We start from the raw sequence: 13,152 nt of genomic DNA, 5'->3' as shown, positions 1-13,152 counted from the left end.
CGTCCAGCGCATACGCTGGAGCATGGCCGTATCTTCCGGAACCGTGGTCGCCCTCGTCGGCGGCGAGTCGCCCGAGCTGATCGCCGAGCTCGGAGCCCTGCGCAATGTGGATGCCTTCACCGTCGCCGACGGCGATGAGGATGCCGCATCGCTCCGTATCAACCATTCGCAGGCGTCGTACATCGTCAGCGACGCCGATCCGCTCGCGCACGTCGCGGCGGCGTGGGTCGAGTTCTTCGACGATCGCGTCACGCTCGAGACGCTCGAGTTCGAGGCACAGGCGGCGGTGGATGCCCTGCGCGCCGGTCGCGCCCAGCTGCCCGACTACTACCTGGTGCTCGACCCCGAGTCGGTGGAGGGCACGTGGCGGCACTGGTGGTTCGGCGCGCTGTCGCGGAAGGCTCCGACGCGGGTGCTGCCGGTCGCGTCGTCGTCGTGGGAGGTGCGGCGCCAGCTGCGGCGGCTGCCCACGGGTCGGCCATGGCCGGGGGAGTACGCCGAGTGGCTCGGGCGGCTGCAGTTCGAGGTGCCCGACCGGCTCGTCGGCTGAGTCGCACCGAATACGGAGTCGTCGCGGCCATACAGCGCTGTTGGCGACGTTTGCTCCGGACTCGGCGTCGCCGGTGCCCTTCCCCCGTGCCCGCTCGTCAGCGATCGCGCCCGCCGACAGGCGGAACCAGCAGCCCGCGCTCCTCGCGAATCCATACGAGCCCGGTCTGCCGGTGCTCCGCCCGCGTCGCGAAGCGGTAGCGGAACACCCGTGCCCGCACCAAGCGCGGCGGCAACCCGTCGAACGGGTCGACGCGCAGCAGCCGCAGCGTCGGACGGTCCGCCTGCAGCAGTCGCACGAGCAGCATGTCGAACCAGCCGCCGCCCTCGGCGCCCAGCGCCAGGAACCACATCAGCCAGTCGAGCCGCAGGTGGTACGGGGCGAACCACCGCGGCACGCGCGACGGGTCGCCCGGCTTGCCGTGGAACTCGTACTCCCGCCAGCCGGACGCCCCGTCCGCGGCATCCGTGCCCTCGATCACGATCTCGTCCCGCCGCTTCGTCACCGTGCCGAACGCGCCGTACGCATTGACCAGGTGCCAGCGGTTGAAGCTCGCGTTCATCAGCTGTCGCTTCGCCACCAGATTGCGTGCCGGCCACCACGACAGATACACGAGCAGCACGGATGCCGCGAGCACCGGCACCGCGTACCAGAGCGGCATCCCGCCCCCGGCGCTCGCGGAGACCGGCCACGCCCAGCCCGGGATGACCGCGTGCACGACCTCGTCGCTGATGCCCGAGAACAGCAGCACGACCGTGATCCAGTTGAGCCAGGCGAAGTTGCCCGTCACGATCAGCCAGAGCTGCGTCACGATCATGACGGCCGCCGCGATCGAGGCGATCGGCTGCGGTGCGAACAGGAAGAACGGGCACACCAGCTGCGCGAAGTGATTGCCGAGCACCTCGCCGCGGTGCAACCACTTCGGCAGCAGGTGCGCCTGCCGGCTCAGCGGGCCCGGCATCGGCTGGGTCTCGTGGTGGTAGTAGAGCGCAGTGAGATCGCGCCACTCCTGCCCGCCGCGCAGCTTGATCATGCCCGCCCCGAACTCGAGGCGGAACACGAGCCAGCGGATCAGGAACAGCGTTGTCACCGGAGTCGCGGTCGTAGAGGACCCCAGCCACGCGACGGTGAAACCGGCCTCGCAGAGCAGCGACTCCCACCCGAAACCGTAGAACGTCTGGCCGACGTTGACGATCGAGAGATATGCGCCCCAGAGCAGCAGGAAGAGCACCGTCGTGAGCCACGGCTGCACGTGCTGGGGAAGCCCCGCGACGAGGCTCGCCGCGACGACCGCGCCGCCCCAGGCGATCAGGCGCAGCATCCGATCGCTGTAATGCCAGCGGAACACGGTCGGCTGTCGGCGCGCGTACGCAGAGCCGAGGAACCGCGGCACTGGCAGCAGCCCGTGCTCGCCGAGCAGTGCCGGGAACTGATCGGCGGCCGACAGGAAGGCGATCAGGAAGACGGCAGCCACGCCACGCTGCAGCACCTCGCGTGCGACGTCGTAATCGCCGGTTCCGAGCCAGCTCATGCCCTGCCAGTCCATGACACCGGCGACCGTAGCGCGCGCACCGGCGTTGCGACACCCCCTGCCTGCGTTCCCAGCCATAGCGGCGCGGCGGCGTGTACGGCGCGTCGCGCAACGACCCGCGCCGGGCAAGGACCGGCGCGGCCATTAGGGCTAGCCTGGCGGGATGTCCAGCGGGCGCGCGATCGTCGTCGGCTCGGGGCCGAACGGGCTCGCGGGTGCCGTGACGCTCGCCCGCGCGGGGCTCGCGGTAACGGTGATCGAGCGCGCCGACCACATCGGCGGCGGCGCGGCGACGCGCGAGCTCACCCTGCCCGGCTTCCATCACGATGTGGGCTCCGCCGTGCATCCCATGGCGGCGCATTCCCCGTTCTTCCGGGCGTTCGGGCTCGACCGGCGCATCGAGCTGCTCACCCCCGAGCTGTCTTACGGGCACGCTCTCGATGAGACGCACGCGGCGCTCGCCTGGCGCGACCTCGAGCGCACGGCGCAGGGACTGGGGGCGGATGCCTCGACCTGGCGTCGCCTGCTCTGGCCGCTTGCCGCCGACGCCGACCGCGTGGCCGACGTCATCGGGGGTTCCTTCCTGCCACCCGCGCACCCTATCGTCGCGCTGCGGCTCGGCCTGCGCGCGCTCGAGCAGGGCAGCGCGCTGTGGAGCACCGATTTCCTGACGGATGCCGCCCCGGCGCTGCTCACCGGCGTGATCGCCCACACCAACAAGCGGCTGCCTGCCATCGGCGCGGCCGCCCCCGGCCTCGTGCTCGCCGCGTTCGCGCACGCGCGCGGCTGGCCCGTACCGCGCGGCGGCAGCGGGGCGATCACCCAGGCGCTGGCCGACGACCTGCTCGCGCACGGCGGGCGCATCGAGACCGGGGTCGAGGTCGACGACATCGCCGAGCTGGCGGATGCCGACGCCGTGCTGCTCGACGTCACACCGCGCGCCCTCGCGCGGTTGGCGGGGGAGCGCCTGCCGTCGCCGTATCTCGCCGCGCTGCGCCGCTTCCGTTACGGCGACGGCATCGCGAAGGTCGACTTCGCGCTCAGCGATCCGGTGCCCTGGGCTGCGCCGGAGCTGCGCGACGCGGTGACGGTCCACATCGGCGGCACGCGGGCCGAGATCGCGCACGCGGAGGGCGAGGTCGCGAGCGGGCGCCTGCCTCGGCATCCGTATCTGCTCATCAGCCAGCCGAGCGCGATCGACGCGACGCGCGCGCCCGAGGGCAAGCACGTGCTGTGGGCTTACACGCACGTCCCGGCGGGAACGGCCGATGACCGCACCGAGGCGATCACGGCGGAGATCGAGCGGTTCGCTCCCGGCTTCCGAGACACCGTGCTCGCGAGCGCCGGCACCTCGGCGCGCGAGCTCGAGCAGCTGGACCCCAATTTCATCGGCGGCGACATCGCCGCCGGGGCGACCTCGGCGTGGCAGCTCGTGGCGAGGCCTCTGCCGCGGGCGGCACCGTGGCGCACGCCGCTTCCCGGTGTCTATCTGTGCGGCGGGTCGACCGCTCCGGGGCCCGGCGTGCACGGCCAGTCGGGGTGGCAGGCGGCGCGTCTCGCCCTGCGTGAGTTGCATATGGCAATTCAGGATTTAGCGCCCGATCAGCATCGATAACACGCCGAGGATTCGCGGCGATTCTTTTACTCCTGTAAACTTGTTGTCTCATGCGCGCATCATGACCCCCTCATGGGGGTCGCGCTAAGCCCCTGGGTGGCGGACGACGACGGCATTCCGAGCCGTCGTGTCAGTCGCTCAATCAGGAAGGAACCATGAGTTCTCACGCACATTCCACCCCCGTTCGTCCGCGCCGGAAGCTGCGCCTGGACGACATCCAGATCGTCGACACGTCGATGCTGAAGCGCGCCCTGCGCGGCACCGTGGTCGGCAACACCATGGAGTGGTACGACGTCGGCGTCTACGGCTACCTCGCGGTCACGATGGGGGCCGTCTTCCTGCCGACCGCCGCCGCGAGCGTGCAGGTGCTGTTCTCCCTCGGCGTCTTCGCCGCGACCTACATCGCCCGCCCGCTCGGCGGCATCGTGTTCGGGCGCCTCGGCGACCGCATCGGCCGCCAGAAGGTGCTCGCCACGACGCTCATCATGATGGCGAGCGCGACCTTCGTCGTCGGCCTCATCCCGTCGTATGCCGCGATCGGGCCGGTCGCGCCCGTGATCCTCGTCGTCATGAAGCTGCTGCAGGGCTTCTCGACCGGCGGCGAGTACGCCGGCGTCACGACCTTCGTCAGCGAGTACGCGCCCGACCGCCGCCGCGGCTTCTTCGGCGGATTCCTCGACCTGGGCTCGTACCTCGGCTTCGCCTTCGGCGCCCTGATCGTCTCGATCATGCAGCTCACGCTGGGCAACCAGGCGATGCTCGACTACGGCTGGCGCATCCCGTTCCTGCTCGCCGGCCCGATCGGGGCGATCGCCGTGTACTTCCGCCTCAAGATCGAGGAGTCGCCCGCGTTCCAGGCGATGATGGACAGCGTCGAGGCCGTCGAGGGTCCGGCGCCGCAGACCGGCATCCTCTCGATCCTGCGGACGCAGTGGAAGCCGCTGCTGATCGCCATCGTGCTGGTCGCCATGGCCAACACGGTGGGCTATGCGCTCACGAGCTACATGCCGACCTATCTCACCGACACGCTCGGCTACGACCCGATCCACGGCACGCTGCTGACGATCCCGGTGCTCGTCGTGATGGCTGCGGGGATTCCCGTCGCCGGCCTGCTCTCCGACCGCATCGGCCGCCGCCCGACCATCTGGATCGGTGCGGCGACCATGGGCGTCTTCGCGATCCCCGCGTTCCTGCTGCTCGCCGTGGGCGCCGTGTGGTCGACCTTCGCCGGACTCTTCCTGATGGCGATCCCGACCGCGCTGCTCGTGGGGCCGCTCGCCTCGGCGCTGCCCGCGCTGTACCCGACGTCGATGCGCTACGGCTCGATGGGCATCTCGTACAACATCGCCGTCGCCGTGTTCGGCGGCACCGCGCCCGTCTTCATCGAGGCGATCATGCAGGGCACCGGCGACCCCATGACCCCGGCGTACTACCTGATCGGATTCGCCGTCGTGGGCGCCGCCGCGGCCTTCGGCCTGCGCGAGTCCGCCCGTCGCCCGCTGCCCGGCTCGATGCCGGCGGTGGAGACCCCGGCCGAGGCGATCGAGCTGGTCGAGACGCAAGACGAGAACGAGCTGCTCGACCTCGAGGAGCTGCCGCTCGAGCCGATCGCGGCGGCGTAGCCCGCAGCGGGTGACGGGCGCACCGATACCCTGAAGAGGTGCGCCCGTCTGCCCCTGTGCCCGCCCGCTCGCAAGCGCTGCTCGACGAGATCGCGGCGCGCGTCGTCGTCGCCGACGGAGCGATGGGCACCATGATCCAGGCACAGGAGCCGAGCCTCGACGACTACCAGCAGCTCGAGGGCTGCAACGAGATCCTCAACGTCACGCGGCCAGACATCATCGCGGGCATCCACGACGCGTATTTCGAGGTCGGCAGCGATGCGGTCGAGACGAACACTTTCGGCGCGAACTGGTCGAACCTCTCCGACTACGGCATCGACGACCGCATCGAGGAGCTCGCCGCCGCCGGCGCCCGTATCGCCCGCGAGCGCGCCGACGCCTGGGAAGCTCGCGACGGGCGGCCCCGCTGGGTGCTCGGCTCCATCGGGCCCGGGACGAAGCTGCCGAGCCTCGGCCACACGACGTACGCGCACCTGCGCGACACCTTCGCGCTGCAGGCCGCCGGGCTCATCGCCGGCGGCGCCGACGCGTTCCTCATCGAGACCTCGCAGGACCTCCTGCAGACGAAGGCCGCGATCAACGGCTGCAAGCAGGCGAGCGCCGCCCGCGGCATCCGTCTGCCGATCTTCGTCGAGATCACGATCGAGACGACCGGCACCATGCTGATGGGCTCCGAGGTGGGCGCCGCGCTGACCGCGATCGAGCCGCTCGGCGTCGACGCGATCGGCCTCAACTGCGCCACCGGGCCCGACCTGATGAGCGAGCACCTGCGCTACCTGTCGAAGCACTCCCGCGTGCCCGTCATGTGCATGCCGAACGCCGGGCTGCCCGTGCTCGGCACGAACGGCGCCGAGTACCCGCTGCAGCCCGCCGAGCTCGCGACCGCGCACGAGCAGTTCGTGCACGAGTTCGGGCTCGGGCTCGTCGGCGGCTGCTGCGGCACGACGCCCGCGCATCTGAAGGCCGTCGTCGAGCGCGTCGGCCGCGCCCCGGCCGCCGTGCGCCCCGTCGAGCTCGACCCCGGTGTCGCGAGCCTGTACCAGCACGTGCCGTTCGAGCAGGACGCGTCGTATCTCGCGATCGGCGAGCGCACCAACGCGAACGGCTCGAAGGCCTTCCGCGAGGCGATGCTCGACGAGCGCTGGGACGACTGCGTCGAGATCGCGCGCAACCAGATCCGTGCGGGCGCGCACCTGCTCGACGTGTGCGTCGACTATGTCGGGCGAGACGGCGTGGCGGATGCCCGCGAGGTGGTCTCCCGCCTGGCATCCGCCTCGACCCTGCCGCTCGTCGTGGACTCGACCGAGCCCGCCGTGCTGCAGGCCGGTCTCGAGCTGATCGGCGGCCGTCCTGTGATCAACTCGGTCAACTTCGAGGACGGCGACGGACCCGAGTCGCGCTTCGGCCGCATCATGCCGCTCGTCACGGAGCACGGCGCTGCCGTCGTCGCGCTCACGATCGACGAGCAGGGCCAGGCGCGCACCGCCGAGGGCAAGGTCGCCATCGCGACGCGCCTCGTCGATTCGCTCGTGGGGGAGTGGGGGCTCGAGGTCAGCGACATCATCGTCGACTGCCTCACCTTCCCGATCGCCACCGGGCAGGAGGAGACCCGGCGTGACGCGATCGAGACGATCTCGGCGATCGAGCAGATCACGGCGAAGTACCCGGGAATCCACACGACCCTCGGCGTCTCGAACGTCTCCTTCGGTCTCAACCCGGCCGCACGCCAGGTGCTCAACTCGGTGTTCCTGCACGAGGCCGTGCAGGCCGGGCTCGACTCGGCGATCATCGACGCCGCCAAGATCGTGCCGCTCGCCTCGCTGCCCGACGAGCAGCGCCAAGTGGCGCTCGACCTCGTCTGGGACCGCCGTCGCTACAGCGCCGACGGCACCCTCGAATACGACCCGCTCGCCCGCATGCTCGAGATCTTCGCGGGCGTCGACACCAAGGCGCTGCGCGACCAGCGCGCTGCCGAGCTTGCGGCACTGCCCGTCGGCGAGCGGCTGGAGCGCCGCATCATCGATGGCGAGGCGAAGGGCCTCGAGGCCGACCTCGACCAGGCGATGGCCGACGGCACCAGCGCGCTCGACATCATCAATGTGCACCTGCTCGAGGGCATGAAGATCGTCGGCGAGCGCTTCGGAGCGGGCGAGATGCAGCTGCCCTTCGTGCTGCAGTCCGCCGAGGTGATGAAGACGGCCGTCGCCTACCTCGAGCCGCATATGGACAAGACGGATGCCTCGGCCGGGAAGGGCCGCATCGTGCTCGCCACCGTGCGAGGCGACGTGCACGACATCGGCAAGAACCTCGTCGACATCATCTTGACCAACAACGGCTACGAGGTGGTGAACCTCGGCATCAAGCAGCCGATCACCGACATCATCGCCGCCGCCGAGCGGCACAACGCCGACGTGATCGGCATGAGCGGGCTGCTGGTCAAGTCGACCGTCGTCATGAAGGAGAACCTGCTCGAGCTGAACCAGCGCGGCTTCGCCGGGCGGTGGCCGGTGCTGCTCGGCGGCGCAGCGCTCACGCGCGCCTATGTCGAGGACGACCTCGCCTCGCTGTTCGACGGCACCGTGCGGTACGCGCGGGATGCCTTCGAGGGGCTCGCTCTGATGGAACCGCTCGTCAAGATCGCCCGTGGCGCCGCGCCGGATTCCGTGGGGCTGCCCCCGCTCAAGAAGCGCATCCACCGCGAGGGCTCGCAGCTCACGCTGACCGAGCCCGAGGCGATGCCCGCGCGCTCCGACGTCGCCGCCGACAACCCCGTGCCCGCACCGCCGTTCTGGGGCACGCGCATCGTGCGCGGCATTCCGCTCGCCGACTTCGCCGCGTTCCTCGACGAGCGCGCGACCTTCATGGGGCAGTGGGGGCTGAAGCCGGGACGAGGGTCGGATGCCGCATCTTATGAGCAGCTCGTCGAGACCGAGGGGCGCCCTCGGCTCCGGTACTGGCTCGACCGGATCCTCGCGGAGGGCCTGCTCGAGGCATCCGTCGCCTACGGCTACTTCCCCGTCGTCTCGGACGGCGACGACGTCGTCGTGCTGCACCACGGCGACGACGCGTCGGGTCTGCTGGGCGCGGCCGGCGTGCTCGCGCCCGACGGGGGTTCGGGCGGGAAGCTCGGCACCGAGCGGCTGCGCTTCCACTTCCCGCGCCAGCGCCGCGATCGGCACCTGTGCCTCGCCGACTTCGTGCGAGCCGCGGGCTCCGGTCAGGTCGACGTGATGCCGGTGCAGCTCGTCACCGCCGGGCAGTCGGTGAGCCGGGCGACGGCGCAGCTGTTCGACGGGAATCACTACCGCGACTACCTCGAGCTGAACGGGCTCGCGATGCAGCTCACCGAGGCGCTGGCCGAGTTCTGGCACGCGCGCATCCGTGCGGAGCTCGGCTTCGCCGACGAGGAGCCGGCCTCCGTCGAGGGCCTGTTCAAACTCGAGTACCGCGGCGCCCGCTTCTCGCTCGGCTACCCCGCCTGCCCCGACATGGAGGACCGCCGCAAGGTCGTCGAGCTGCTGCGCCCCGAGCGCATCGGCGTCGAACTCTCCGAGGAGCTGCAGCTGCACCCCGAGCAGTCGACCGACGCCTTCGTCTTCCACCACCCCGAGGCGAAGTACTTCAGCGTGTAGGCGCCCCGATCGCTGGTCTCGAGTGCGGCGTGGCAGGCTGAGACGGTGCTGACCCCACCTCGCGCCGTGCTCTTCGACCTCGACGGCACCCTCGCGGACTCGGATGCTGCGCTGCGGGCCGGAACCCTTGGCGCGGCGGAGGCTGCCCACCGGCTGATCGGCGTTGCAACCAACCGCTGGCTGGAGGTCAGCACTGCCGTGGCCGCCGAGGTCGTCGCTGCCCATCTCGACGACTGGGTCACGGGCGCGGTGGATGCCGCGGCCATTTCCCGCGAGATCTACGCTCGCACGCTGGACAAGGTCGGGGGTGATCATGTGCATCTTCCTGAGCTGGTGCGCGCTCAGGCAGCGGCCGGCTTCGCTGGTCAGCGCGCCTATCCCGATGTTGCGCCGATGCTCGCGGCTCTCGCAGAGCGACGACTTCCCACCGCGATCGTGACCAACGGCGCCGCCCAGGTCCAACGCGCGAGTCTGACCGCCATCGGCCTTGACGGCCGGTTCGACGCCGTCATCATCTCGTCGGAGCACGGGATCGCGAAGCCTGCCCCGGCGATCTTCGCTCTCGCCATCGGCGAGCTCGGTGTCGAGCCAGTCGAGGCCTGGTTCATCGGTGACAATCCGTCGACGGACATTGCGGGCGCGCTCAACGCAGGCATTCAGGCCGTGTGGATCAACCGCGACGCGCACGTCTTGCCTGCCGACGCGCCCCACGCCGACCTCGAGATCTCAGCTTTGACCGAGCTGGTGCCGCTACTGGGCTGATTCCTGAAGTCGTCGCCACTTCACGCGGTTTCCTTCGAATTGACACCGCAAAACGTGGCGACGACTTGCCACCCACGTCCGTCTTCCACCCGCAGCGGTGGGCAGGCAGGAGGCCGCCTCACAGCTTCGCGCGGCGGAGCGCTGCGAGCACCGGGCGGCCGACCAGCGCGATGCCGACGACCGTCGTGATCGCCCGCACCGTGTCCCAGGTGAGCGTCGAGGTCGCCAGCGAGTAGAGCGCGAACGCCGTGAGGTTGTGCAGCGCTCCGGCATCCGCCGTGTACGAGATGCTCGAGCCCGAGGCGAGCGCGAAGGGCCAGAACGACAGGTTGAGCAGCGCGCCGACGAGCCACGAGGCGACCGCTCCGTACGCCGCGAGCATCGCGAGTTCGCCGATGCGAGAACGGATGCCCGGCAGCAGCCCCGCTCCCGCCGCCACCCACGCGCACGCGAACAGCTGGAACGGCAGCCACGGCCCGATGCCGCCCGTGATGATCGCCGACACCGTCATCACGACGAGCCCGAGCAGGAATCCGAAACGCGCCCCGAGCGCGCGGCCCGCGAGGATCAGCACGACGAACACCGGCTCGACGCCGCCGACCGTGTCGCCCAGCACGCGGGTGGCAGCCCCGATCGCTCCGAGCACCCCGAGCAAGGCGACCGCCTTCGCGCTCGCGAACTGCCGGTCGAGCGCGAGCAGCAGCGCGGCCACGGCGGCCGGCACGAGCGCGATCGCGAGGTACGGCACCGCCGCCTGCGCCTCGCCCGGCACGGCGGACTGCACGAACGGCCACGCGAACCCGGCTGCCGCCACGACGCTGCCGGCGACGAGGGCGAGGCCGCGCCAGTCGACGCGCAGGCGGGAGCGAGAACGGATGCCGGGCAGCTGCTGCGTCGTCATGCGAGCACCTCCTCGGCGATGCGCCCGCCTTCGAGCCGGATCGTGCGCTCGGCGACGGCACTCGCGAACTCCGCCTCGTGCGTCGCGAACAGCACGGCGGCGCCTGCGGCGGCGGCGCGCGCGAGCGCTGCAGCGACCTCGCCGCGTGCCCGGGCATCAAGCCCGCGCACCGGCTCGTCGACGAGCAGCACCGCGGGTGCCGCGGCGAGCTGCAGGGCGATGGCGAGGCAGACGCGCTGGCCGCCGGAGAGGTCGCGCGGGTGGGCGTCGGCGAGCTCGCGCGGGGCGCCGCCGAGCAGCTCGCCGAACCGCCGCAGCGTCGCACCCGCGTCGCGTCGGTCCTGCCGGTTGCGGCGGCTGTGCCGGTCCGCGCGTCGGCACTCTGCGGCGACGGAGTCGGTCACGAACAGGTCCTCGAGCGCCTCGGGCACGAGCGCAATCCTCATGCGCCGATCGGCGGCTTTCAGCGCACTGACGTCGTCGCCACCGACGAACACCTTCCCGCTCTGCGCGGGCAGCGCGAGCGCCTCGAGCAGTGACGACTTCCCGGCGCCGTTGGGCCCGACGAGTGCGACGACCTCGCCCGCACGGAGTTCGAGCGAGACCTCGTCGACCGCGACCCGCGCGCCGTGCCGCACGCTGAGTTCGCGCACCTCGGCGATCGGCATCCGTGTCGCCATCGGCTCGCGCCGCGTGCGCTGCTCGCATCCGCCCTGCGCTGCCGGGTTCCGAGCAGCGGAAAGCGGTTCAGAGCAGCGCAGCTCGCCGTCCGCGATCGTCAGCCAGCCGTCTGCCACCCCCTCGAACCACGCCACCCGGTGCTCCGCGACCACCACGCACACACCGCCCTCGTGCGCGAGCGAAGCCAGCGCTGCGACGACCAGCGGGCGCGCGACCCTGTCGAGCTCCGCGAGCGGCTCGTCGACGAGCAGCAGGGTCGGGCGCTCGGCGAGAGCGGCGCCGATCGCGACGAGCTCCGCCTCGCCGGCCGACAGCTCGGCGACGGGCCGAGGGAGCAGCTGCGCGATGCCGAGCCGCTCCGCGATCTCGCGAGCCCGCGCCTCGACGATCACCGGCGCGACCCCGCGCAGTGCCAGCGTGTAGCCCAGCTCCTCGGCCACGGTCTCGCCGACGAACGCGGCACGTACGCGCTGTGCGACCATTCCGACGAAGCCCGCTGTCTCGCGCGGCGGCACCGCGGCGCGGTCGAGGCCGCCGATCTCCACGAGGCCCCGCTGCACGCCGCCGTCGGCATGCTGGAAGAGTCCGGACAGGGCATCGAGCACCGTCGACTTGCCCGAGCCCGTCGCTCCGGTCAGCACCGTGAGGGCGCCGGGGGCGAGCTCGAGGCGGGGGATCGACAGCGTCCAGCCGGGGCGCTCGAGCACGGCATCCGTTACCTGCACCGGCACTTCGCAGTCACCCTCGAGCCGATGCGACGCCGCGAAGCCGCGCAACTCGAGCGACGCGGCGAGGGCGACCGCTCGCTCGATCGAATCCTCGAGCACGGGCACGAGGGCGCTCGGGCCCGGGCGCTCGCCGCGCAGCCGGGCGGCTCGCACCGCACGCCGCAGCGCCGCCGCGAGCGCCGGGAGCGTCTGCCACGCGATCACGAGCGCGCGGGCGAACGAGCGCAGCGGCCCGCGCCGCGCGGCGGCGGCGAACCACGGCCGCACGTCGAACAGGCTGTTCAGCACCCCGAAGCCGAGGATCACCGCGGCGAACGGCGCCGCCGAGAGCACGACGCGGCCGAGCCCGTCGAGCGTGACCGGGCCGAGCAGCTGCACGCCCGTGAACGGGGCGGGCAGGCTGACGAGCGGCAGATCGATGAGACGGATGCCGGTGCCGGCCGCCCCCGCGAACGCGGCGGCGTACACCACCCGGGCCGCCGTGAACACGGCCGCGAAGATCGCGGCCTGTCGCAGCGGAGCCGCCCTGAGGCGCATCAGCCCTGCGGGGGAGCGGTGTCGGTGCCGGTGGTGAACTTCAGCCCGAGCGTCTGCCCCGGCTTCAGCTGCTGGGTCGTGATCGAGCTCGCGGCGTAGTCCCACGTGCCGGTGGGCGAGTCGCGGACCCAGACCGCCCAGTAGGCGTAGGCAGCCGGCATGCTGGCGCACGTCTCGGTGTACGGGTCATGGCCCGGGACATCGATCGGCTTCGACGCCGAGGGGACGCCGTTCACGCGGCAGACGACCTGGTCGCCGTACTTCTGGGTGCCGGCGACGGAGACGCCGACCTTGTCGAGGGCTGCTGCCGCGGTGATCGGCTCCGTGGTCTTCGCGCAGAGGTTCACATCGGCGGCGCGCAGGATGCCGAACTGCACGGTCACGAAGACTCCGTCGCACGACGCGGCGGTGGCGGGCGCCAGCGAGATGGTCGGCGAGGGTGTCGCGGGGATGACCTCGGGGGAGCCGCCGATCGTCGCCGAGGGCGAACTCCCTCCCGCGCACCCCGCCAGCGCGAGCGCCACGGCGGCAGCGAGGACGAGGGCAGTGGCGGTGCGGCGCATGACCCCCAGGCTACCGGGCGGTCGAGGAGC

The 13,152-nt window shown here is 71.5% G+C and carries 9 protein-coding genes; 5 read left to right on the top strand and 4 right to left on the bottom strand.

The window, feature by feature from the left end; all coding sequences use genetic code 11:
* The first annotated feature begins 22 nt into the window (after positions 1-22).
* Positions 23-550 (top strand): hypothetical protein, encoded by a 528-nt coding sequence (locus tag ABD708_RS08255; protein WP_344753195.1) that lies wholly within the window; start codon positions 23-25, stop codon positions 548-550.
* A 97-nt stretch (positions 551-647) separates the two neighbouring features.
* On the opposite strand, the gene ABD708_RS08250 is transcribed toward ABD708_RS08255, so the two are convergent.
* Complete coding sequence (locus ABD708_RS08250; protein WP_344753193.1) at positions 648-2,096, bottom strand: lipase maturation factor family protein; 1,449 nt, start codon at positions 2,094-2,096, stop codon at positions 648-650.
* A 148-nt stretch (positions 2,097-2,244) separates the two neighbouring features.
* On the opposite strand from ABD708_RS08250, the gene ABD708_RS08245 reads away from it, so the two are divergent.
* From ABD708_RS08245 to ABD708_RS08230, 4 genes are all read left to right on the top strand, one after another.
* Positions 2,245-3,696 (top strand): phytoene desaturase family protein, encoded by a 1,452-nt coding sequence (locus tag ABD708_RS08245; RefSeq protein ID WP_344753192.1) that lies wholly within the window; start codon positions 2,245-2,247, stop codon positions 3,694-3,696.
* A gap of 155 nt (positions 3,697-3,851) precedes the next feature.
* A complete protein-coding gene (locus ABD708_RS08240) occupies positions 3,852-5,318 on the top strand; it encodes an MFS transporter (RefSeq protein ID WP_344753190.1) in 1,467 nt (488 codons plus the stop codon).
* A 38-nt stretch (positions 5,319-5,356) separates the two neighbouring features.
* Positions 5,357-8,950, top strand: coding sequence for a methionine synthase (gene metH / locus ABD708_RS08235; protein WP_344753188.1), 3,594 nt, complete (start codon positions 5,357-5,359; stop codon positions 8,948-8,950).
* A gap of 66 nt (positions 8,951-9,016) precedes the next feature.
* Positions 9,017-9,712 (top strand): HAD family hydrolase, encoded by a 696-nt coding sequence (locus ABD708_RS08230; RefSeq protein ID WP_344753186.1) that lies wholly within the window; start codon positions 9,017-9,019, stop codon positions 9,710-9,712.
* Between the two features lie 118 nt (positions 9,713-9,830).
* Here the strand turns inward: ABD708_RS08230 and ABD708_RS08225 are convergent, their stop codons facing one another.
* Genes ABD708_RS08225 through ABD708_RS08215 form a run of 3 tightly spaced genes read right to left on the bottom strand, consistent with a single transcriptional unit; the run spans position 9,831 to position 13,122 of the window.
* Entirely contained in the window at positions 9,831-10,613 is a 783-nt protein-coding gene (locus ABD708_RS08225) for an ECF transporter S component (RefSeq protein WP_344753184.1), read from the bottom strand.
* Complete coding sequence (locus ABD708_RS08220) at positions 10,610-12,559, bottom strand: ATP-binding cassette domain-containing protein (RefSeq protein ID WP_344753182.1); 1,950 nt, start codon at positions 12,557-12,559, stop codon at positions 10,610-10,612. The genes ABD708_RS08225 and ABD708_RS08220 overlap by 4 nt, the downstream gene beginning before the upstream one ends.
* The gene (locus tag ABD708_RS08215; protein WP_344753180.1) at positions 12,559-13,122 is read right to left on the bottom strand and encodes a hypothetical protein; all 564 of its coding nucleotides are present in this window, start codon (positions 13,120-13,122) and stop codon (positions 12,559-12,561) included. Before ABD708_RS08215 ends, ABD708_RS08220 begins: the two co-directional genes overlap by 1 nt.
* Positions 13,123-13,152 lie beyond the last annotated feature (30 nt).

The organism is Gryllotalpicola koreensis (genome assembly GCF_039538185.1).
GTDB lineage: Bacteria > Actinomycetota > Actinomycetes > Actinomycetales > Microbacteriaceae > Gryllotalpicola > Gryllotalpicola koreensis.
Note: the sequence above shows the minus strand (reverse complement) of the source record. Positions and strands in the feature narration are given on the sequence as shown.